Annotated in this window: 21 protein-coding genes; 10 read left to right on the forward strand and 11 right to left on the reverse strand. The window is 71.8% G+C overall.

Annotation, left to right across the window (positions count from 1 at the left end; translation table 11 throughout):
- Positions 1–318: 318 nt before the first annotated feature.
- Positions 319–2,082, forward strand: coding sequence for a carbohydrate-binding module family 20 domain-containing protein (locus tag ACFVU9_RS18540; RefSeq protein WP_387594450.1), 1,764 nt, complete (start codon positions 319–321; stop codon positions 2,080–2,082).
- 114 nt (positions 2,083–2,196) lie between these two features.
- Positions 2,197–2,418: a hypothetical protein gene (locus ACFVU9_RS18545; RefSeq protein WP_380446987.1), complete on the forward strand. Its 222-nt coding sequence runs from the start codon at positions 2,197–2,199 to the stop codon at positions 2,416–2,418.
- Positions 2,419–2,447: 29 nt separating this feature from the next.
- On the opposite strand, the gene ACFVU9_RS18550 is transcribed toward ACFVU9_RS18545, so the two are convergent.
- Entirely contained in the window at positions 2,448–3,263 is an 816-nt protein-coding gene (locus tag ACFVU9_RS18550; RefSeq protein ID WP_387594452.1) for an SDR family oxidoreductase, read from the reverse strand.
- A 379-nt stretch (positions 3,264–3,642) separates the two neighbouring features.
- Between ACFVU9_RS18550 and ACFVU9_RS18555 the strand changes: the two genes are divergently transcribed.
- Both ACFVU9_RS18555 and ACFVU9_RS18560 read left to right on the forward strand, forming a co-directional pair.
- Positions 3,643–4,701 carry an alpha/beta hydrolase gene (locus tag ACFVU9_RS18555; protein WP_380446984.1) on the forward strand — a complete coding sequence of 353 codons (1,059 nt, stop codon included), beginning with the start codon at positions 3,643–3,645 and terminating at the stop codon, positions 4,699–4,701.
- A 241-nt stretch (positions 4,702–4,942) separates the two neighbouring features.
- Positions 4,943–5,677, forward strand: a complete 735-nt coding sequence (locus ACFVU9_RS18560; RefSeq protein WP_387594454.1) for a hemerythrin domain-containing protein — start codon at positions 4,943–4,945, stop codon at positions 5,675–5,677.
- A 183-nt stretch (positions 5,678–5,860) separates the two neighbouring features.
- Here ACFVU9_RS18560 and ACFVU9_RS18565 read toward each other — a convergent pair whose 3' ends face one another.
- Positions 5,861–6,478: a DUF6891 domain-containing protein gene (locus tag ACFVU9_RS18565; protein ID WP_380496949.1), complete on the reverse strand. Its 618-nt coding sequence runs from the start codon at positions 6,476–6,478 to the stop codon at positions 5,861–5,863.
- A gap of 64 nt (positions 6,479–6,542) precedes the next feature.
- On the opposite strand from ACFVU9_RS18565, the gene ACFVU9_RS18570 reads away from it, so the two are divergent.
- Positions 6,543–7,505, forward strand: coding sequence for a DUF1152 domain-containing protein (locus tag ACFVU9_RS18570; protein WP_387594456.1), 963 nt, complete (start codon positions 6,543–6,545; stop codon positions 7,503–7,505).
- Here the strand turns inward: ACFVU9_RS18570 and ACFVU9_RS18575 are convergent.
- From ACFVU9_RS18575 to ACFVU9_RS18585, 3 genes are all read right to left on the reverse strand, one after another.
- Positions 7,394–7,663, reverse strand: coding sequence for a PT domain-containing protein (locus ACFVU9_RS18575; RefSeq protein ID WP_387594458.1), 270 nt, complete (start codon positions 7,661–7,663; stop codon positions 7,394–7,396). The genes ACFVU9_RS18570 and ACFVU9_RS18575 overlap by 112 nt on opposite strands.
- On the reverse strand, positions 7,596–8,141 hold the full coding sequence (locus tag ACFVU9_RS18580; RefSeq protein WP_380446975.1) for an FHA domain-containing protein: 546 nt from the start codon (positions 8,139–8,141) through the stop codon (positions 7,596–7,598). Before ACFVU9_RS18580 ends, ACFVU9_RS18575 begins: the two co-directional genes overlap by 68 nt.
- Positions 8,142–8,261: 120 nt before the next feature.
- Positions 8,262–8,810, reverse strand: a complete 549-nt coding sequence (locus ACFVU9_RS18585; RefSeq protein ID WP_380446972.1) for a DUF1697 domain-containing protein — start codon at positions 8,808–8,810, stop codon at positions 8,262–8,264.
- 95 nt (positions 8,811–8,905) lie between these two features.
- Here ACFVU9_RS18585 and ACFVU9_RS18590 point away from each other — a divergent pair, with 95 nt between their 5' ends.
- Positions 8,906–9,376: a pyridoxamine 5'-phosphate oxidase family protein gene (locus ACFVU9_RS18590; protein ID WP_380446970.1), complete on the forward strand. Its 471-nt coding sequence runs from the start codon at positions 8,906–8,908 to the stop codon at positions 9,374–9,376.
- A gap of 22 nt (positions 9,377–9,398) precedes the next feature.
- On the opposite strand, the gene ACFVU9_RS18595 is transcribed toward ACFVU9_RS18590, so the two are convergent.
- Complete coding sequence (locus ACFVU9_RS18595) at positions 9,399–9,755, reverse strand: arsenate reductase family protein (protein ID WP_380446968.1); 357 nt, start codon at positions 9,753–9,755, stop codon at positions 9,399–9,401.
- 229 nt (positions 9,756–9,984) lie between these two features.
- On the opposite strand from ACFVU9_RS18595, the gene ACFVU9_RS18600 reads away from it, so the two are divergent.
- The 3 genes from ACFVU9_RS18600 to ACFVU9_RS18610 all read left to right on the forward strand — a co-directional run bounded on the left by ACFVU9_RS18600 (position 9,985) and on the right by ACFVU9_RS18610 (position 14,107).
- Positions 9,985–11,202: a cytochrome P450 gene (locus tag ACFVU9_RS18600; RefSeq protein WP_387594461.1), complete on the forward strand. Its 1,218-nt coding sequence runs from the start codon at positions 9,985–9,987 to the stop codon at positions 11,200–11,202.
- A gap of 237 nt (positions 11,203–11,439) precedes the next feature.
- Complete coding sequence (locus ACFVU9_RS18605; protein ID WP_387594463.1) at positions 11,440–12,477, forward strand: PP2C family protein-serine/threonine phosphatase; 1,038 nt, start codon at positions 11,440–11,442, stop codon at positions 12,475–12,477.
- A gap of 265 nt (positions 12,478–12,742) precedes the next feature.
- Entirely contained in the window at positions 12,743–14,107 is a 1,365-nt protein-coding gene (locus ACFVU9_RS18610) for a hypothetical protein (protein ID WP_387594465.1), read from the forward strand.
- 108 nt (positions 14,108–14,215) lie between these two features.
- Here the strand turns inward: ACFVU9_RS18610 and glnA are convergent, their stop codons facing one another.
- Complete coding sequence (gene glnA, locus ACFVU9_RS18615; RefSeq protein WP_380446960.1) at positions 14,216–15,628, reverse strand: type I glutamate--ammonia ligase; 1,413 nt, start codon at positions 15,626–15,628, stop codon at positions 14,216–14,218.
- Positions 15,629–15,903: 275 nt separating this feature from the next.
- On the opposite strand from glnA, the gene ACFVU9_RS18620 reads away from it, so the two are divergent.
- Complete coding sequence (locus ACFVU9_RS18620) at positions 15,904–16,371, forward strand: RDD family protein (RefSeq protein ID WP_380446957.1); 468 nt, start codon at positions 15,904–15,906, stop codon at positions 16,369–16,371.
- 127 nt (positions 16,372–16,498) lie between these two features.
- Here ACFVU9_RS18620 and ACFVU9_RS18625 read toward each other — a convergent pair whose 3' ends face one another.
- The 4 genes from ACFVU9_RS18625 to lipB all read right to left on the reverse strand — a co-directional run bounded on the left by ACFVU9_RS18625 (position 16,499) and on the right by lipB (position 19,641).
- A complete protein-coding gene (locus ACFVU9_RS18625; RefSeq protein WP_380446955.1) occupies positions 16,499–17,197 on the reverse strand; it encodes a DUF4191 domain-containing protein in 699 nt (232 codons plus the stop codon).
- A 108-nt stretch (positions 17,198–17,305) separates the two neighbouring features.
- Positions 17,306–17,497, reverse strand: a complete 192-nt coding sequence (locus tag ACFVU9_RS18630) for a hypothetical protein (protein ID WP_380446952.1) — start codon at positions 17,495–17,497, stop codon at positions 17,306–17,308.
- A gap of 227 nt (positions 17,498–17,724) precedes the next feature.
- The gene (gene lipA, locus ACFVU9_RS18635) at positions 17,725–18,678 is read right to left on the reverse strand and encodes a lipoyl synthase (RefSeq protein ID WP_363655648.1); all 954 of its coding nucleotides are present in this window, start codon (positions 18,676–18,678) and stop codon (positions 17,725–17,727) included.
- Between the two features lie 165 nt (positions 18,679–18,843).
- A complete protein-coding gene (lipB, locus tag ACFVU9_RS18640; RefSeq protein WP_380446950.1) occupies positions 18,844–19,641 on the reverse strand; it encodes a lipoyl(octanoyl) transferase LipB in 798 nt (265 codons plus the stop codon).
- Between the last annotated feature and the right edge of the window lie 28 nt (positions 19,642–19,669).

The following is a 19,669-nucleotide window of genomic DNA, read 5'->3' on the forward strand; positions in this document are numbered from 1 at the left end:
GCGTACGCGGGCAAGAGCGTCACGCTGAAGTTCACCGGCACCGAGGACGCCTCGCTGCAGACGAGCTTCGTGATCGACGACACCTCCATCCAGACCGGCTGACCTTCGGTCGGTAGGCGGGGCCCGGCAGCCGAGGCGGCTGCCGGGCCTCGTCGTGTCCCGGTTCTCCGACGGCTGCGGCTACTGATGCGGAAACGTTTCGTCCCGTGCCTTGACGGTGTCTCCCGGCGGCTCTAAGTTCGCTGCAAGTTTCCGGCAAGTTACAGAAACTTCCTGCACCTTGGCTGCCCCACCCCAGCCGCCCCCCTTGGAGACGACGTGGTCACCACCGCCCCCACCCTCCCCCGGCCTTCGGCCGGGAGGACCCGCCGGCCCGCCCGCGCGGCCGGAGCGCTCGCCGCCTCGGCGGCGCTGGCGCTCTCGTTCACCGCGGGCCTCGGCGCCCCCACCGCCCAGGCCGCCCCGCCCGCCGACAACGGCAAGGACGTCACCGCGACCCTCTTCGAGTGGCGCTTCGACTCCGTCGCCCAGGCCTGCACCAGCACCCTCGGCCCGAAGGGCTACGGGTTCGTCGAGGTCTCACCGCCCCAGGAGCACATCCAGGGCCCCCAGTGGTGGACCTCCTACCAGCCGGTCAGCTACCGGATCGCCGGACGGCTCGGCGACCGGACCTCGTTCAAGAACATGGTCGACACCTGCCACGCGGCCGGCGTCAAGGTCGTCGCCGACACGGTGATCAACCACATGACGGCCGGCTCGGGCACCGGCACCGGCGGCACCGCCTACACCAAGTACACCTACCCCGGCGTCTACCAGGACCAGGACTTCCACACCTGCCGCCAGCCGGTCAGCAACTACCAGGACCGCGCCAACGTGCAGGACTGCGAGCTGGTCAACCTCGCCGACCTGGACACCGGCAGCGCGTACGTCCAGCAGACCATCGCGCACTACATGGACGACCTGGCCTCGCTCGGCGTCGACGGCTACCGGATCGACGCCGCCAAGCACATCGCCGCCTCCGACCTGGCCGCGATCAAGGCCAAGATGGCCAACCCCAACGCCTTCTGGGTGCAGGAGGTGATCTACGGCGCGGGCGAGCCGATCCAGCCGTCCGAGTACACCGGCAACGGCGACGTCGACGAGTTCCGCGTCGGCACCGACCTCAAGCGCGTCTTCACCGGTGACAAGCTCGCCAACCTCAACGGCTGGGGCGCCTCCTGGGGCTACCTGCCGAGCGGCCAGGCGCGCAGCTTCATCGACAACTGGGACACCGAGCGCAACGGTTCGACCCTCAACTACACCTACGGGAACACCTACACGCTGGCCAACGTGTTCCTGCTCGCCTCGACCTACGGCTCGCCCAACGTCTACTCCGGCTACGCGTTCACCAACAACGACGACGGCCCGCCCAACGGCGGCACCGTGAACGCCTGCTACCAGGACGGCTGGAACTGCACCCACGCCTGGCGGCAGATCGCCAACATGGTCGGCTTCCGCAACGCCGTCGCCGGCACCGGCGTCACCGACTGGTGGTCCAACGGCAACAACGCGATCGCCTTCGGCCGCGGCAACCGGGGCTACGTCGCGATCAACCACGAGACCGGCGCGATCACCCAGACCTTCCAGACCGGCCTGCCCGCCGGCACCTACTGCGACGTCCAGCACGGCGACCCGCAGCCGGGCGGCGGCTGCACCGGCCCGACCTACCAGGTCGGCGCGAACGGGCAGTTCACCGCGACGGTCGGCGCGGGCGACGCGGTCGCGCTGTACGTCCAGCCCGGGACGAACGCCTCCGGCGCGTCGTTCAACGTCAACGCGACGACCTCGTACGGCCAGAACGTCTACGTCGTCGGCGACAACCCGGCGCTGGGCGCCTGGGACCCGGCCAAAGCGCTGCCGCTCTCGTCCTCCGGCTACCCGGTCTGGTCGCTGGCGCTGTCCCTGCCGGCCGGCACGTCCTTCCAGTACAAGTACGTCCGCAAGGACGCGAGCGGGGCGGTGACCTGGGAGTCCGGCGCCAACCGGACGGCGACGGTGCCCTCCTCGGGGACGGTCGCGCTGAACGACACCTGGCGGCCGTAGCGGGTCGGGGATCCCCGTCGGCCGCGTCAGCGCGGTGTGACGGGGATCCCTCCTGCGGGTGGACCGACTGTTTCAAACCCCCGTTTCGGGCGAAAGCGCTGGCACCATCGCGGGATGAGCACCACCCCCGTCGTCCTCGACGTCGAACTCTGCGGCGGGCGTTGGGACGGCCACCGCAAACGCGTCAACGCCGCCGCCCCGCCGCCCTCGCTGCGCATGCTCCTGCGGGTCCGGCTGCCCAGCGCCGAGAGCGGCGAGTACTGGCCCACCACCAGCGTCTACCGGCTGGGCGGGGAGGGCGGGGAGCTGCGCTACCGCCACTCGCACGACGAGTGACGAGTGACGCGTGACGTGACAGTGGTGGGTCAGCCGCGTCCGATGTACGGCATCGCGGTCGCCATCACCGTCGCGAACTGCACGTTCGCCTCCAGCGGCAGCGCCGCCATGTGCCGCACCGTGCGCGCGACGTCGGCCACGTCCATCGTCGGCTCCGGCGCGATCCGCCCGTCCGCCTGCCGCACCCCGGCGCTCATCGCCGCCGTCATGTCGGTGGCCGCGTTGCCGATGTCGATCTGCCCGCAGGCGATCCGGTACGGGCGGCCGTCCAGCGAGAGCGACTTGGTCAGCCCGGTGACGGCGTGCTTGGTCGCGGTGTACGCGATCGAGTGCGGGCGCGGGACGTGCGCGGAGATCGAGCCGTTGTTGATGATCCGGCCGCCCTGCGGGTCCTGGGCCTTCATCTGCCGGAAGGCGGCCCGGGCGCAGAGGAAGGCGCCGGTCAGGTTGAGGTCGACGACCGCGCGCCAGGCGTCCACCGCCAGTTCGTCCACCGGGACGGCCGGGCCGAAGCCGCCCGCGTTGTTGAACAGCAGGTCCACCCGGCCGAAGCGCTCGGCGGCGGCCGCGAACAGCGCGTCCACCGCCGCCGGGTCGGTGACGTCGGTCGGCACGACGGCGGCCGGGCCGCCGGCCAGCAGGGCGGTCTCCCGCAGCGGCTCCTCGCGGCGCCCGGCCAGGACCAGCCGCCAGCCGGCAGCGCCCAGCTCGACCGCGACGGCCCGGCCGACCCCGCTGCCGGCTCCGGTGACGACGGCGGTCCCGGTGCCGGCGGCGGTTCCGGTGTCGGCGGCGGTCCCGGTGCCGGCGGCGGTTCCGGTGTCGGCGGCGGTCTGCTGGGACATGGCGGCGCTCCTCGTTCTCGGGTCCGAGCCGGCTCGGTTCTGAGCCGATCGTCGCCGATCGGCGGGGCCGCCGTCACTGGTGCAAGGACCCAAAGATCGCGTCGCCCGGCGCATTGTCCGCTGTGTACCCCGCCGTCCGGCGGGGGCCGCACGGGACATGTGAGGGGTTTTACCTGATCGCGAACAAACATTGGATTTCCGGTGGCCGACGCGCAACCGGCCCGCCCCGGCCCACGTCATAAGATCGCAGGACGGCGCGCTGCGGCGAGCCGCACTTCCGGGGGCCGCGCCGAGGCGCCCCCGGGCCTGTCCGGCCCCACCCGGGGGCCGCCGCCCGGCCAGCCGGCCCGGGCGCGTCATCGGTCGGAGAGTCCTCACCGTGCTTAGGCAGTCGTCCCGTTCCCGCGCCGTCCTGACCGGTGCCGCCGTGCTCACCCTGGCTGCCTCGCTCGCCGCCTGCGGGAGCTCCGGTGGCGGGAAGGGGGACAGTGCCAAGGCGGCCGGCACCCCGAGCGCGGCCGGCACGAGCTCGGTCCCCGGCGACCCGGCCGCCGCCACCGGCGCCCCCGCGCCGACCGGCGCGGCCCCGGCCTCGGGCGGCAAGGTCCAGATGCCGACCGGCCAGCCCTCGCTGACCAAGGTCCGCGACACCGCCGCCGGCCCGATCATGATGACCAAGCTGGCCGGCCCGAAGTCCGGCGTCACCGGTCAGGTGTGGGTCTGGCTGCCGCCCGAGTACAACGACCCCAAGTACGCGAAGACCGGTTTCCCGGTGCTCACCCTCTACGCGGGCGGCCAGAGCAACGGCTACAACACCTGGACGGACAACCAGCTGCCGATCCAGGAGGAGGACGAGCAGCTGGTCAAGGCCGGCAAGGCCCATCCGTTCATCATGATCATGCCGGTGCAGAACTTCAACAGCGACGAGAACAACGCGCTGGACTGCTCCGACATCCCCGGCCAGCCCAAGATGGCGACCTGGATGGCCCAGGACATCCCGGACTGGGTCCGCGCCAACTTCCGCACCCTGAAGGGCCGCGACAGCTGGGGCATCATGGGCGCCTCCACCGGCGGGTTCTGCAGCGCCAAGCTCTCGCTCCAGTACCCCGACGTGTACAAGGCCGCCGTCCCGATCGACGGCTACTTCATCCCGGACTCCCACCTGTGGAAGGGCCACGACGCCGAGCGGATGGCCAACAACCCCGACGTACTGGTCACCCAGGGCAAGGCCGACGTGAAGATGCTGGTCACCGCCGGCGGCGCCAACGGTTACGAGAAGGGCGTGGTCAAGAGCTGGGTGGCCAAGGCCGCCCCGCCGGTCGCCATCGAGTACTACGAGCAGCCCGGCGGCAAGCACCTGACCTCGGACTTCAAGAAGATGATCCCGGACACGCTGCAGTGGCTCACCAAGAACCTGGCGGGCCCGGCGGCCGACTGACGCCGTCCGTGCGGACACACCGACCGCCGGTGCGGGGGAGCGATCCCCGGCACCGGCGGTTCTTTTCATCCGGCACTCTCCCCGGCCGTGCGGCACCGCCGTCGGCCGGGCCGCGCAAAAGGCTGTGACCTGCGCGTCAATCGGACATTGATTCACCTCTGATCGACTGCACGCACAGTGAACGGGGCCGCCTTCCGGGGGCCGTGATCCGCACGACCCGCCGATTCGTGAAGAGAGTGCCATGCCGATCCACCTGCTGCCGCCGCCGTCCGCCACCGCACCCGAGCGGACCGAGGACGAGGAGCCACAGGCGGTCCGCTTCGCCGGGCTGCGGTTGGTGCACGCCGCGCTGCGCCGCGACCTCGCCCGCCTGCCCAACGCGCTGCGGCTGCTGCAGCCCGGCGAGGACACCAAGGGCGAGGCGCTGCTGCGGCACTGGGACTTCGTGACGGCGATGCTGACCTGCCACCACGAGCAGCAGGACACCCGGATCTGGCCGATCGTGCGCCGCTTCGCGCCCGAGCTGCGGCTGCTGCTCAACTGGCTGGAGGCGGACCACCACAACCTCGACCACTCGTTCACCCGGGTCACCACGCTGGTCCGGATCGCCAGCCGGGACACCGGGAGCGTCTGGCCGGTGGCGTACGCGATCGAGGACCTGGCGGCCCGGCTGGAGACGCACCTGCGGATCGAGGAGCGCCAGCTGCTCCCGCGGATGGCCGGGGTGTTCGCCGACAACTCGCGGGTCGGCGGCCTGCCCGAGCTGCTGGACCTGCTGCGCTCGGCCGACGGCCCGGGCTCGGCCGACGCGCTGGCCTGGCTGCTGGAGGGCGTGGAGCCGTCCGTCGTCGACCGGCTGCTGGCCGAGTGCGACGACGACGTGGCCCGCTCCTGGCCGCACTGGCGGGCGACCTACGAGCGCTGCACCTCGCCGCTGTGGGGGCCGGTGGGCGACTGGGGGATCCTTCCCGACTGAGCCCGGGGCCCTTTCGCAGGCCGTCGATCTACGCGCGTGGCAGTGTCACGGGCATATGCGGTGACCCGCGTGCGGGCCCCGGCGCAGGCGGGGCACGCGTGGGCAGGCGGGGGTAGGCGGGGCACGCGTGGGCATGCGGGGCACGCCTGGGCAGGCGCGGGCATGCGGGGCACGCGTGGGCGGCTACTCCGGCAGGCGGTTCAGCCACTCCAGCGGGGCGACCAGGATCGCCCTGTCCGGCGAGCCGTCCCACTCCACCGACAGGCCCTCCGCCGTCAGCGCGGCCACCACCTCCCGCCCGATCCCCACCGTCCGGAGCGCCGCCGCGTCCGCCGAGCCCTCCCCGTCCGGCCCGCCGGCCGCCCGGAATCCGCCGTAGCGCAGCATCAGACCCTGCCCGGCGGCGGCGCGTTCGGTGTCCTGCTGGTGGAAGAACACGAAACCGCGCGAGTCCTCGTCGGCCTCGTCGCCGATCTCCGCGTAGCCGCAGCTCGCGCAGCAGGTGAAGTCCATCGCCGCGACGACGCCCTCCCCCTCCAGAGCGTCGAAGGCCGCGCCCAGCCGGTCCACGTCGGTGACCTCGGGCCAGCCGGCCTGCTCGGCCAGCCGCTCCTCCCAGAGCGGAGCCACGATCAGCTCCGCCTCCTCCTCCGTCAGCCCCTGGTCGTCGAGGAGTTCGGCCAGGGACCCGGCTATCTCGTCCGGCTCCTGGAAGCCGCACCGGATCAACTCGCGGGCCCGGTCACGGGCTTCGCTGAGCACCTCGGGGTCGAGCTCGGGCATCGGCGTCTCCTGCGTCATGCCCGCATCCTCGCACCCGCCACCGACAGCGCCCCGGTCGCACGGGCCTGCTACCGTCCCGGCGGTGACCTCGCTGCTGCAACCCCCGCTGATCACCCGCCTGCTGGCCGCCGACCGCATCCTCGTCGCGGGCGCCGGCGGCGGCTTCGACGTCTACGCCGGCCTCCCCATCGCGCTCGCCCTGCGCGCCGCCGGCAAGGAGGTGCACCTGGCCAACCTCTCCTTCACCCACCTCTACGGCCTGCCCGGCGAGGTGTGGTTCGAGCCCGACGTGGCCAGGATCGGCCCGGACACCGCGGCCCCCGAGGGCTACTTCCCGGAGCGCACCCTCGCCCGCTGGCTGCACCTGCACGGCATGCCCGACACCGTCTGGGCGTTCCCCTCGGTCGGCGTCCAACCGCTGCGCGACGCCTATCGGCTGCTCATCGGCCACCTGGGCGTCGACGCGGTCCTCCTCGTCGACGGCGGCACCGACATCCTGATGCGCGGCGACGAGGCCGGGCTCGGCACCCCCGAGGAGGACATGGCCAGCCTCGGCGCGGTGGCCGGCCTCACCGAGGTGCCGGAGCGCCTGGTCGCCTGCCTGGGCTTCGGCGTCGACGCCTACCACGGCGTCAACCACTCGCTGGTGCTGGAGAACCTCGCCGCCCTCGACCGGGCCGGCGGCTACCTCGGCGCCTTCTCCGTCCCCCGCGACAGCCGCGAGGGCGCGCTCTACCTGGACGCCGTCGAGCACGCCAGGGCCGCGTTCCCCGAGCACCCCAGCATCGTCAACGGCTCGGTGGCGGCGGCGCTGCGCGGCGAGTTCGGCGACGTCCGCTTCACCGACCGCACCAAGGACGGCGAGCTCTTCGTGAACCCGCTGATGGCGATCTACTTCGGGGTCACGGTCGAGGCCCTGGCCGCCGAGCACCGCTACCTGGACCGGCTCGAACGCACCGTGCTGACGCGGCAGATCAGCACCGTCGTCGAAGAGTTCCAGGACGAGCTGCCGAAGCTGCGCCCGCCCCGGCAGTTCCCGCACTGACCGCTGCGGCTCGCCGGCCCCGCCGTGCGGCCATCCGTGGGCTCAGCTGTTCGCTCATCCGTGGGCTCATCCGTGGGCTCATCCGTGGGCTCAGCCGTTCGCGAGGCGGAACTCCAGGTTGCCGAACCGGACCTGGTCGCCCGGGCGCACCCGGACACCGCCCGCGATGCGGTGCCCGTTCACGTGGGTGCCGTTGGTCGAGCCGAGGTCGTACAGCACCCAGCCGCCGCCCTCGTGCCGCAGTTCGGCGTGGTGGCGGGAGACCGAGGCGTCGTGCAGCCGCAGCCCGGAGCCGGGGATCCGACCGATCGTCAACTGCGTCGCGCCGGCCTGCGGGAGGTTCAGTCCGGGCAGCCTCTCGATGCGCCAGGCCCGGCCGATCCGCTCGCCGAACGCGGAGATCCGGCCCACCGTCCGCAGCACGAACCGCTCCACCGGGCCGCCGGTGGGCAGGTCGGCCATCACGGCGTCCAACTCGGCGCGGCTGGTGGCCTGGAGGACGACCTCCATCCGGCCGAGGAAGGTGTCGTGCGAGAGCCGGCCGCTGCCCGCGCCGTCGCGCAGCACCCCGAGGGCCCGGTCCCGTTCGTCCTCGGACGGCCGGACGGCGTGCGTCCGGATCTCAGGCTGCGTCATGTCCCGATTGTCGGCGGCGCCGTGCCCGGCTGTCCAGGTTCCGGCCGCCAGCCGCCCGGTGTTCCCGCCTCCCCCCGGGAAGCAGGACACCACCGGGCGGCCGGCGGTTCCGCGGTCCGGTCAGGATTTCCTGGCGGCGGCCAGGATCTTCTCCGTGGTGTGCAGGAAGCGGGAGGTGACCGAGCCCTGGTAGCGCTTGTCGAACAGGTCGTTGGTGACCCACCTGCCGTCCTTCAGGTGCACCACGACGTACGCGGCGCCGGCGTCCGCCCCGAGCACGTCGTAGTCGCCCTTCGGCGAGGTGTGCGGCGCGGCGAGGTCCGCGGGCAGCGGCTCGGAGAGGAAGGCGATCACCAGCCGGACGTCCGGCGTCACCTCGACGCCCCGGAACGGCTCGGCCGCCAGCAGGGCGGCCACCTCGTCGACCGTGCGCAGCATCACCGGGACGGGGTAGCCGAGCGACTCCGCCAGGTGCCGCTCGATGCGCCGGGTGAGGGCGGCGCGGTCCGGCTCGTCCGTCGTGAAGAACACGTTGCCGGTCTGGATGTACGAGCGGACGCCGGCCAGCCCGAGCTCGGTGAAGAGCGCCCGCAGCCGCTCCATCTTCACGGTGCGGCCGCCGACGTTGATGGCCCGCAGGAACGCGATGTACGTGGTCGTGGTGGTCACCCGGCCAGTCTGGCACCGCCCACCGACAAGGCCTTCGCGGCGGGCGGCGGGCGGGGGGCGGGGCGGTCGTCGGTACCCGGTGCCAGACTGGCGCCATGGCTACCTGGCAGGATTTCGAGCAGGAGGCCCCCGACATCGCGCCCCTGGTACGGGCCCGGTTCGAGGCCAACAAGCACCACGTCCTGGCGACGCTGCGCAAGGACGGATCGCCCCGGGTGAGCGGCAGCGAGGTCGACTTCATCGGCGCCGACGCGATGCTCGGGTCGATGTACGGCTCGATGAAGGCCCGCGACCTCCAGCGCGACGGCCGCTTCGCGCTGCACTCGCACCCGGGCGACGAGACCATGGCGGGCGGCGACTCCAAGCTGTCCGGCCGCGCCGTGGAGCTGACCGACGAGGCCGAGCTCACCGCCTACGTCGCCGATCTGCCCGAGCCGCCGCCCGGCCCGTTCCACGCGTTCCGGCTCGACCTGGAGCAGGTGGTGCACACCGGCCTGGCCGACGGCCACCTGTGGGTCTTCAGCTGGCACCCCGGCCGGCCGGTGGAGCGCACCATGCTCCACTGACCGGCCCGGGCGCCGGGCCGCGCTACGGCAGGACGGACTTGACCGCCTCGGGGGTCCGGGCCACGACGGCGTGGCCGTCGTCCGCGGTGATGATCGGGCGCTGGATGAGGATCGGGTGCTCGGCCATCGCCGCGATCCAGCGCGCCCGGTCGCCGGGCTCCTTGGTCCACTGCTTCATCCCGAGGTCCTTGGCGACCTGCTCGTCGATGCGCGTGATGTCCCACGGCTCCAGGCCGAGCCGCTCCAGCACCGCCTCCAGCTCGGCCGCGCTCGGCGGGTCCTCCAGGTAGCGCCGCACGGTGTACTTGGCCCCGGCGGCCTCCAGCTCGGTCAGCGCCGACCGGCACTTGCCGCAGCGGGGGTTGATCCAGATCTCCATGCCGCCCACCCTACCGAGCGCCGCCGTGCCCGACGGACTGCGCTCCGGCCCGGACAGCGGACCCGAACCGGCCGCGCGCCCGGACAGCGGACCCGACCCGGCCGCGCTCCCGGTCCGGGCCGCGGACCCGAACCTGCCGTGCTCCGGGAACTCCCGGGCGCCCGCCGGTGGTTCAGGAACCGGAAACAGCGGTCCGGGCCCGGGACACCGGCCGGGAGGGGAGCAGCGGATGGACGGCGCGGCGATCGTCGAGCACCTTCTGACCAGCGAGGGCAGGGCCGATCCGTACCCGCTGTACGCGCGGGCGCACGAGCTGGGCGGTGCCGCCCCGGCCGGGCCCGGATTCCTGCTGGCGCTCGGCCACGGCACCGCCGACCGGGTGCTGCGCACCCCCGGCTTCGGCGTCGCCACGCCCGAGATGCAGGCCGGCCTGGCCCCCGAGTTCGCCGAGCACTCCTCGCTGGACCTGTTCGGCCGCTCGATCCTGGAGCGCGAGGCGCCCGACCACGCGCGGGTCCGCTCGCTGATCGCCTCGGTGTTCACCGCCCGCCGGGTCGCCGCGCTGCGGCCGGCCGTCGAGGCCGCGGTCGCCGGGCTGCTCGAGGAGATGGCCGGGGCCGGTGCGGACGGCTCACCGGTCGACTTCATGGACGCCTTCGCCCACCGGCTCCCGGTCGGCGTGATCTGCGAGCTGCTCGGCGTTCCCGAGGGCGACCGCCACCTCTTCCGCGGCCTCGCCGCGGACCTCACCGTCGCCCTGGAGTTCGTCCAGGACCCGGCCGAGCTCGACGTCGCCGACGAGGCCGCCGACGAGCTGGCCGGGTACTTCACCGGACTGGTCGCCGAGCGCCTGCGCCACCCCCAGGACGACCTCGTCACCGACCTCGCCCGGATCGCCGCGGACGACCCCGAGCGCCTCACCGGCCGCGAGCTGCTGGCCAACCTGGTGCTCCTCCTGGTGGCCGGCTTCGAGACCACCACCAACCTGCTCGGCAACGGCCTCGCCCTGCTCTTCCGCCACCCCGGCACGGCCGCCGCCCTGCGGACCGGCGCGCTCTCCCCGGCCGCCTTCACCGAGGAGGTGCTGCGCTACGACGCACCGGTCCAGCTGACCTCGCGGATCGCGCTCGCCGAGGGCCTCACCGTCGACGACCTGCCCGCGCCGCCCGGCAGCACGGTGCTCGTCATGATCGGCGCCGCCAACCACGACCCGGCCCGCTACGACCGCCCCGAGGTCTTCGACCCGACCCGCACCGGCAGCCAGCCGCTCAGCTTCGGCGCCGGGCCGCACTTCTGCCTGGGCTCCCGGCTGGCCCGCCTGGAGTCCGAGATCGCGGTCGCGGCCGTGCTCGACCGCTTCCCCCGGCTCGCCCAGGGTGGCGTGCCCACCCGCCGGGACCGCCTGGTCCTGCGCGGCTACGAGACGCTCCCGGTCACCGTCCGCTGACCCCCGCCGGGGCCGGTCACCCTCCGCCACTGACCGGCCCTGCGCCCGTCACCCTCCGCCGCCCGCCCCTGACCGCACGCATCCGGGACGTTCGACCATTCGTGGCGGGGTCCACCGTGGTGGAGCATGGAGGGACGAACCGGGTCATTCCGCCCGGTGGTCCAGGAGGTTCCCGCCGTGCCCGCAGCGCCCCGCCCGCCGTTCCGGGCGGCCGTGGAATCCAGGGTGCCGCGTTGGGTGCCCTGGCTACCCGTCCTGCTGCTCGTCCTGGACCTCCTCACCGAGGCGATCGTCCCGGACGCCGTCGCCGCCGGGTTCCTGCTCACCGCGCTGCCCGTCGTCGCGGCGTTCAGCTACGGCCCGGCGGTGACCGCCGCGACCACCGTCGGCTCGGTCGCCCTCCAGCTCGTCCTCGCCCTGCGGGCCGGCCACATCGACGAGCAGCACCACGTCTGGGTGTACATCGCGACGCTGCTCTCCGGAGTGATGGGCACCGCCCTGTCCTGGCAGCGGATCCGGCAGAACCGCAGCCTGCTGCACGCCCGCACCGTCGCCGAGACGCTCCAGCGCACCGTGCTGCGCCCGGTCCCGGAGCGCGCCGGCGGCCTGCGGGTGGCCGGCCTCTACCGCCCGGCCCAGGCCGAGGTGCTGGTCGGCGGCGACCTGTACGAGGTGTGCGACACCCGCTTCGGCGTGCGGGTGCTGCTCGGCGACGTCCGCGGCAAGGGCCTCGGCGCGGTACGGACGGTGGCGGACGTGCTGGGCGCCTTCCGGGCCACCGCGCACGACACCCCCGACCTGGTGGAGATCGCCGACCAGCTGGACCGCGCGGTGCTCCGTGACGCCGCCGACCGCGGCGACGACGAACTGTTCGCCACCGCCGTCCTGCTGCAGTACCGCCCGGGCTCCGACTGCGTGGAGATCGTCAACCGCGGCCACACCACCCCGCTGCTGCTTGCCGGCCGCACCATCACCCCGATCGCCTGCCCCGACGAACTCCCGCTCGGCCTCGGCAACCTGGCGCCCGCCGACGAGCACGGCAAGCCCACCGCCGTGGCCCTGCCACCGGGCAGCACCGTCCTGCTCTACACCGACGGCGTCAGCGAGGCCCGCGACGCCACCGGCACGTTCTACCCCCTGGCCCCACGCCTCGCCGCCCTCGGCACGACGTCCCCGGACCGCGTGGTCGCCTTCCTCGCCCAGGACGTCCACGAGTACGCCGGCCTCCTCGCCGACGACCTCGCCCTCCTGGCCCTCACCCCCGAGCCCACCTGACCCGGGCCGGGCTCCGTACCGCGCGTGTCCTCTGCTTCGGCTTTCGGTCACCAGAGGCCGTGTTCGAGCCAGTCATGCAGGATCGTGGATCCTCAACTGCCCATCCGTACAATCCTGTTGGTGTCGGCGCCGTGCGCCTGCCCCGGAACTTCCAGCGTCCCGCCCGATGCTGTCACCGCACCGATCGTGCACCCGCCAATACCGAGCCTCCACTGCGTGTCTTCCGTCCGCATCGTGTGAAACGCCGAGGTAGGGAGTCCTCATCGTGCCCTCTTTGCTGCACTACGCCGTCGTCACGGATCCGACCTCGCTGCAGGCGTCGCTGCCGGGGGCACCGTCGGTGGGAACGGTGTACGTGATCGTCTCCAACACCCACCAGTCCGAGGTGAAGTGGGAGTTCATCGACGTGGAGATACCGGTGGGCAGCGGCCGCGACGACCTGACGGGTGATCCGACGGCTATCAGTGCGAGCATCGAGAAGGACTACACGGTCTGGCGGGAGGAAGACCCGACCTTCGGCTGGGACGGCACCCTCGGCCGCTTCAGAGCGCATGCCCCCTCCGGGGGGAGGCTGACCCTGCCCGACGAGGAGTCGCTGGTCCTGGTCCTGGAGAACATCCCCGTTTCCGACCTGGCGGGACCGGTCCGCCTGAAGATCCACGAGCGGTCCGGCGGCGGTGACGACAACATCCCCATCCGGCGGGCGAATTTCACCACCACTCTCGGAGTGGTGAAGCAGGCTCCGAGGATCCCGCGCAACTTCCGCCCGGAGAGCAACTCCTTGGTGGACGTGGACGCGGGCCGGAACGTCGTTCTGCGGTGGGACGGGCCGGACAACCTCGACTACTGGATCCGCGATCCGCAGGGGAACGAGCTGCCCGTCCAGTCGGCGGCCAAGGGACCGCAGGTGACTCAGCAGTCCTACACCTGGTCGCCGCCCACCCCGCCGAAGCGAGGCACCACCTACGTCCTCATCGCCGGGACGGCCGGTGCGGGGCAACAGTCGCAGGGCTACTTCCTCACCACCACGGTCCATGCGCTCGTCCCCGAGTTCGACAGCGGGACGCGCACTCCGTGGGTCGAGGGGACGCCGAGCAGGAGCCGCGTCGACTTCTCCCCGGAAGGGGTGGAGATCCGAAACGGGACCGGCGCTCGGGGGACCGTCACGGCCGGTACGGCGGACGTGGAGCGCGTGAACACCGGGTCGGTGCACGGCCGCGATTCCGACGACGGCTGGATCGACTTCCCGAAGGCCGGAATCCGGGTCCGGGACGGACAGAACGACCTGGGCACCGTCAAGGCCGGGAAGGCCGACCTGGACGACCTGCTCGCAGGCGAGGGACGGGTGAAGGGCCGCCTCGTCGTCCAAGGGGGCTTGGAGGTCAGCGACGAAGGCGAGCGCGCGCTGGAAGCCACCGACAGCGGGGTTCAGGTGTACAACGGGCTGTCGGTTTCCGGAGGCGGCGACATCGAGGGCGTACTCGAGCTCCACAACGGCATCTACGTCCACATCGACGAGCTCAACTACGTCTCGGCGGGCACGGGTATGGGCGGGATGACGATCAAGGGCAACCTCGCCGTCACCGGAACGATCCTGGCCGAGACCGACACGCTGGGCAGGAAGGTCTGAACCGCCCCGCCGCCGGACCCCGGAACGACGTATGTGCAGGCCGACGGATCGCCGGCCTGCACATACGGGAGTGGATCCACCCGCGATTCCGCGGGCGGGACGTGCCTCTTACAGGTCGTAGTACAGCTCGAACTCGTGCGGGTGCGGGCGGAGGGCGATCGGGGCGATCTCGTTGGTGCGCTTGAAGTCGATCCACGTCTCGATCAGGTCGGGCGTGAAGACGTTGCCCGCGAGGAGGTACTCGTGGTCGGCTTCCAGGGCCTCCAGGACCGCCGGGAGGGAGGAGGGCACCTGAGGGACGTTCGCGTGCTCCTCGGGGGCGAGCTCGTAGAGGTCCTTGTCGACGGGCTCCAGCGGCTCGATCTTGTTGCGGATGCCGTCGAGGCCGGCCATCAGCATCGCCGAGAAGGCCAGGTACGGGTTGGAGGACGGGTCAGGCGCGCGGAACTCGATGCGCTTGGCCTTGGCGTTGGAGCCGGTGATCGGGATGCGGATCGCGGCCGAGCGGTTGCGCTGGGAGTAGACCAGGTTGACCGGCGCCTCGAAGCCCGGGACGAGGCGGTGGTAGGAGTTCACCGAGGGGTTGGTGAACGCCAGCAGCGACGGCGCGTGCCGCAGCAGGCCGCCGATGTAGTAGCGGGCGGTGTCGGAGAGTCCGGCGTAGCCCTGCTCGTCGTAGAAGAGCGGCGAGCCCTCGGTCCACAGCGACTGGTGGACGTGCATGCCCGAGCCGTTGTCGCCGAAGATCGGCTTCGGCATGAAGGTGGCCGTCTTGCCGTTGCGCCACGCGACGTTCTTGATGATGTACTTGAACAGCATCAGGTCGTCGGCCGCGTGCAGCAGGGTGTTGAACTTGTAGTTGATCTCGGCCTGGCCGGCGGTGCCGACCTCGTGGTGCTGGCGCTCGACCTCCAGGCCGGACTTGGCCAGCTCCAGCGACATCTCGGCGCGCAGGTCGGCGAAGTGGTCGACCGGCGGGGTGGGGAAGTAGCCGCCCTTGTACTTGACCTTGTAGCCGCGCACGTCGCCCTCGGCCGCACCGGTGTTCCAGGCGCCGGCCTCGGAGTCGATGTGGTAGAAGGACGCGTTCGCGCTGGTGTCGAACCGCACCGAGTCGAAGACGTAGAACTCGGCCTCGGGCCCGAAGAACGCGGTGTCGGCGATGCCGGAGGAGGCGAGGTAGGCCTCCGCCTTCTTGGCGACGTTGCGCGGGTCGCGGCTGTAGGCCTCGCCGGTGACCGGGTCCTGGATGAAGAAGTTGATGTTGAGGTGCTTCTCGGCCCGGAACGGGTCGAGCCTGGCCGTGGCGAGGTCCGCGACGAGGGCCATGTCGGACTCGTGGATGGCCTGGAAGCCGCGGATCGACGAACCGTCGAACATCAGGGTCTCGGACGGGTCGAAGGTCGCCGCAGGTACGGAGAAGTGCTGCATGACGCCCGGCAGGTCGCAGAAGCGGACATCGACGAACTTGACGTCGTTGTCCTGGATGAACTGCTTCACTTCGGCGGCGTTGTTGAACAAAGCATCCTCCTCGGCGTGCGAATGCGGCTCACCCTAGGAACGGTCCGTTTCCGACCGGTGACCCGCTCGTTTCCTAGATGTTAACCACACCCGCCGAACGGGCGGCAAAGTCGTACGGTCCAGGGCAAAACACCCCACCGGCCTGCAGGTCTTCCGATAAGTGGTCTGGACCATTCGGTAAGCCCGGTCACCGGGATTCACTCGGTCGGGGAAGGCTCGCGGACGACAGGGGAGCCGGTGGCGGCGCGCGGCGACCGCCCGGTTAGTGTGGATTCGTGGACACCAGAGAAGCGTTGGGATCGTGGATCGACGGCCCGAAGGCGGCCGCCGAGAAGATGGGCGCCGACTTCGGCTACCGCGGCGAGCGCCTCGGACTGCCCAAGGAGGGCCCCGGCTCGATCGCCGGCCCCGGCCGCCGGATCGGCGCCCTGTTCGTGGACGGCTGGCTGGTCTCCTTGGTCGCCTACGGACTGCTCGGCAAGGGCACCGCGTCCTCGGCCAACCTGTGGACGACGCCGCTGTTCTTCGGCGTCACCGCACTGCTGCTCGCCACCTCCGGCACGACGGTCGGCAAGCGGCTGTTCGGTCTGCGGGTGGTCCGGCAGGACGGCCGCCGCGCGACGATCCCGCAGGTGCTGCTGCGCACGCTGCTGCTCTGCCTCCTGGTGCCGCCGCTGGTGTGGGACCGCGACACCCGCGGCCTGCACGACAAGGCGGTCGGCACCATCGAGGTCCGGATCTAGCCGAGGTCCGGATCTAGCCGAGGCCCGGATCTCGCCGAGGCCCGGATCTCGCCGAGGCCCGCGAACGCCGAACGGCCCCGCCGCTCCAGAGGAGTGGCGGGGCCGTTCGTGTCGACGGGGGAGGGGATCAGCGGACCTGGCCGCCCTTGGGCATCCGGGCGCCCTTGGGCATCGGGCCCTTGGGGATCGGCGCCTTGGAGAGCAGGTCGCCCAGCGCGCGCAGGCGGTCGTTGGTCTCGGTGACCTGGGCCGGGGTGATGGCGCGGGGCAGGCGCATGAGGTGGATCTGCAGCTTCTTCAGCGGGATCTCACCCTCGCCGTTGCCCACGACGATGTCGTGCACCGGCACGTCGCCGACGACACGGGCCATCTTCTTCTTCTCGGACGCCAGCAGCTGGCGGACCCGGTTCGGGTTGCCCTCGCCGATCAGCGCGATGCCGGCCCGGCCCACGGCGCGGTAGACCGCGTCCTGGTTGCGGGTGACGGCAACCGGGGTGGAGTTGGAGCTCCAGCCACGCTTGATGTTGTTCAGCACCGCCGCGACGGCGCCCGGCTGCCCCTCCATCTGCCCGAACGCGGCGCGCTCGGCCCGGCGCCCGAAGACGATCGCCATGGCCAGGAAGGCCACGATGAAGCCCAGGATGCCCAGATAGACGGGGTGGTCGATTGCGAAGCCGATGGCGAGGAACACGCCGAAGGTCAGCAGGCCGACGCCGGCGATGATCAGGCCGATCTTGGTGTCGACCTTCTTGGTCATGATGTACGCCTGGCGGATCTGCTTCAGCCGCCCGGGGTTCTCGGATGTTTCCCTCGCCATAACGCTCATGGTACGTGCCACGGGTACGGGAACTCCAAGCCCGGGTACCCGTTCGCACCGAACCGTGACCCGTGTGCCGGGCAGTCGTCGCTGACAGCGACGAAACGCCCGCTTCCGTCAGCTCCGGGCCGGCTGCGCCGCCGCACCACCCGCGGGCGCCGCGGCGTCGTGGTGCCGGTCCGCCGCGTGCCGGCGGTTCTCGCAGACCGCCGCCCAGGCGTTGCGCCGGGCGTGCTGCTGCCCGCCGGCCATCAGGACGCTCTCGGCGAACCGCACCGCTACTCCGACCGACCGGATCCGCATGCGCATCCCGGGCAACTCCCCTCGTGGCTGAGAAGGACCGAACGACGAAGGACCGAACGACGACGGACCGAACGGCCAAGGACCGAACGACGAAGGACCGAACGGCCTCGTCGGGTCCATCGTCACCACCCCGTGTTACCAGTCCGTGATCCGGCGGTCAAAACCTGGTGAAAACGGAAGGGCGGAGCCGAAGCTCCGCCCTTCCGATGGCTCAGGACTGCTCAGGACTGCTCTCAGACCGACGCCTGCTCGCGCCGCTCCAGCGCCTGCCGGTACAGCCGGCCGGCCCGGTACGAGGAGCGCACCAGCGGGCCCGACATGACCCCGGCGAAGCCCAGCTCCTCGGCCTCCTGCTGGAGCTCGACGAACTCGTGCGGCTTCACCCAGCGCTCGACCGGGTGGTGGCGCAGCGAGGGCCGCAGGTACTGGGTGATGGTGATCAGCTCGCACCCGGCGCCGACCAGGTCGGCCAGCGCCTGGCTGACCTCCTCGCGGGTCTCGCCCATGCCCAGGATCAGGTTGGACTTGGTCACCAGCCCGGCCGCGCGGGCCTGGGTGATGACGTCCAGCGAGCGCTCGTAGCGGAACGCCGGGCGGATCCGCTTGAAGATGCGCGGGACCGTCTCGACGTTGTGCGCGAGCACCTCGGGGCGGGAGGAGAAGACCTCGGCCAGCTGCTCGGGCACCGCGTTGAAGTCGGGGATCAGCAGCTCGACGCCGGTGCGGCCGGCCTCGCGGTCGGCGGTCATCGCGTGCACCTGGCGCACGGTCTCGGCGTACAGCCAGGCGCCGCCGTCCTCCAGGTCGTCGCGGGCGACGCCGGTGATGGTCGCGTAGTTGAGGTCCATGGTGACGATGGACTCGGCGACGCGGCGCGGCTCGTCCCGGTCGAACTCGGCGGGCTTGCCGGTGTCGATCTGGCAGAAGTCGCAGCGGCGGGTGCACTGGTCACCGCCGATGAGGAAGGTCGCCTCGCGGTCCTCCCAGCACTCGAAGATGTTGGGGCAGCCGGCCTCCTGGCAGACCGTGTGCAGCCCCTCCTTCTTCACCAGCGACTGGAGGGCGTTGTACTCCGGGCCCATCTTCGCGCGGGTCTTGATCCACTCGGGCTTCCGCTCGATGGGGGTCTCGCTGTTGCGGACCTCCAGGCGGAGCAGCTTCCTGCCGTCGGGTGCGACAGCGGACACGTGCGACTCCTAGAACTAGACGGGGTACCCCCAGGGTACGCCTGTGGTTGTACGGGCTTCGCCGGGCGTGCCGCCCTGCAATCGCAGGGCAACAGAGCTACCGGCCAGTAGATTCCCCGGCGATCACCGGTCGTCCCGGGTCGTCGGGGGCCGTGGCCGGGAGCCTCAGCGACTGAGCGCGGGCTCCGGCAGCTCGGCGAGCACGTCCGCCAGGTGCCGCTGGACCACCGGCAGCGCCGCGCCGACGGACAGCTCGCGGCCGAGCTCGTTGGAGAGCGAGGTCACACCCGCGTCCCGGATGCCGCACGGCACGATCTTGTCGAAGAAGGTCATGTCCTGGGCGCAGTTCAGCGAGAAGCCGTGCATCGTGACGCCGCGCGCGACGCGCACGCCGATCGCGGCGAGCTTGCGGTCGTCGCCGCGCTGCCCGGCGTTGGACGGCGCGTACTCGGGGCCGGCCAGCCGCGGGTCGATGCCCAGCGGCAGGCCCAGCCGCAGGGTGAGCTTGCCGATGTCGACCACCTGGGACGGGTCCACGACCGCGTCCGGGATGGTGTCGCCGAGCACCCAGACGCCGCTGCGGCCCTCGACCCGGGTGGTCCCCACGCCGAACTCGGCGGCGGCGCGGATCAGCGCCTCCTCCAGCCGGCGGACGTACGCGATGACGTCGATCGGGTCGGGCAGCTTGACGATCGGGTAGCCGACCAGCTGGCCGGGGCCGTGCCAGGTGATCTCCCCGCCCCGGTTGACCTCGACCACCGGCGTGCCGTCCAGCGGGAGGTCGGCCGGGTTGGTGCGCTTGCCCATCGTGTAGACGGACTGGTGCTCCAGCAGCAGCACGGTGTCGGGGATCTCGTCCGCGACCCGCAGCGCGTGCAGGCGCTGCTGCTCCTCCCAGGCTTCCTGGTAGGGCACCGTGCGCTCGCCTATGCCCAACGAAACGAAACGTACGTTCTCGCTCACCGTTTGCCGCTCCTTGCCGGGCGTTCGA

This window comes from Kitasatospora sp. NPDC057936, assembly GCF_042887525.1.
Classification (GTDB): domain Bacteria; phylum Actinomycetota; class Actinomycetes; order Streptomycetales; family Streptomycetaceae; genus Kitasatospora.